This window comes from Methylobacterium sp. WL12 (assembly GCF_008039475.1).
Classification (GTDB): domain Bacteria; phylum Pseudomonadota; class Alphaproteobacteria; order Rhizobiales; family Beijerinckiaceae; genus Methylobacterium; species Methylobacterium cerastii.
In genome coordinates, this window is record NZ_VRUW01000203.1 from 1 (window position 1) to 1,536 (window position 1,536).

At 46.4% G+C, this 1,536-nt stretch carries 1 protein-coding gene and 1 pseudogene; one reads left to right on the top strand and one right to left on the bottom strand.

What is annotated here, in order from left to right:
• A partial coding sequence (locus tag FV226_RS27480) for a hypothetical protein (protein WP_210246560.1) occupies window positions 1-908 on the top strand: 908 nt, incomplete at its 5' end.
• Between the two features lie 313 nt (window positions 909-1,221).
• Here the strand turns inward: FV226_RS27480 and FV226_RS28410 are convergent.
• Window positions 1,222-1,536, bottom strand: a pseudogene (locus FV226_RS28410) (hypothetical protein); the annotation flags it as partial.

A 1,536-nucleotide genomic window follows, 5' to 3' on the forward strand; every position in this document is an offset into this window, starting at 1 on the left:
ATGTGGATGATGTCTACGTTTTTATATCCAGTATTTCACAATCAAAAGAAATATTTCACGGTTTGATCCCAGAACTGAGAAACTACGATCTGATATTAAACGAAGCTAAGACTTATATCATCGCAAAAAATCTTTTACTGACCGAAGAGCCAGATTTAGAAAAGCTATTTGACGATGCTATAGTGGAAATAACTGAAAATATGGACGACGATGATTTCGTTGAGGGATATGGTTTCCAAATGGATTGGGAGGACGACGAAGACAACGACGAGGACGAGGACGAGGACGAGGACGACGATGAAGATGAGGAGGGTGATAAAGAAGAAGACTTAGAGCTTCGCGCGACTAAGTTGTTGTTTGACTCGATCCCGAAATATCCGGGCCATGAAGAAAGCATTGAGAGATTTTGTATTCCAATATTTCAAAAGGCAAAATCACGACATGCTTTAAGTTACGCTATGGTTTTATTCGATGATCGCCCATCGATGACGCAAATCTATGCTTCATATTTATCCACATTTATTGAGGATAAGGAGGTGTTTTCATTTATGAGTTTGCAACTTAATGAGGCATTTTATTCAGACTGGCAGAAAATGTGGATAATCGCTGCCTTGCTTCAACGATTTGATGCAGCGGGAGAAACTATTAAAGCGGCATATGATATATTGAGTGATGCTGAAAGGCATGACGGACTTCGAGCCGTTGCCGCAATACTTGTTGGTAAGTTTGGTGACTATGCTAGACGCCGAAGATTAGTCAGTATATACCCAATCGTTAGCGATTATATTAAGTCCGCTATATATTTTTCTTCAATATATTGGGGCGGGGTGGAAAAAAGAAATGCGCGCGCTCAGTGGGGTTCGCAAGGTGTATTGAATAGCCTCATCACCGAAGGAATGGCAAAATAGAGCGAGCTAGTACTGGTTTCACATTGATATTTTAATCTGTGCGACTGATTGTTTATTGCCGTCGTCTATGGCCCTTTGTTGATTTAACTTTGCCTTTGATTGCTAGAACGAACCATGAAAATCAGGTCACAAATCTGTCACAGCAGGCGCCCGAAAACGGTCATTCCTAACGTCCTTTTGGCCTTCCTCTAACTGGCGGACTATGGTAGCCCAAGCATCCCTAAAACCCTGAAACCAATGGTGATTTCAGATTGTAGGAGGAGCGGGCACGCGAGGGTGGCGCATCGACGGCGCTAGCGTCAATCGTGCCAACTCAATAGCGCGGGAAATGACCCATCGCCTTTGCTAGCATCGTCAGCGTGGGCGTCTCGTATCGCCGGCCGACTGATGCAACTCTATGACCAGTGATAGCGTCGCGTAGGCGTTCCTCGATACCAGCACCAAGTGCACGCGTCTTCCAGGTATGTCGCCACCCGTGGTTCGGAGACAGACACGCATCGAGGTAATTACCCACCCCCTTGCGCGGGTTGGGTTTCGCTGATTCTCTCGTAGGATGGGCCGAAGCGATCTTGAGCGGCTGAGCCGCGAGGAGCTGATCGAGTTGGTGCTGCGGATGCAGCGCCCGACG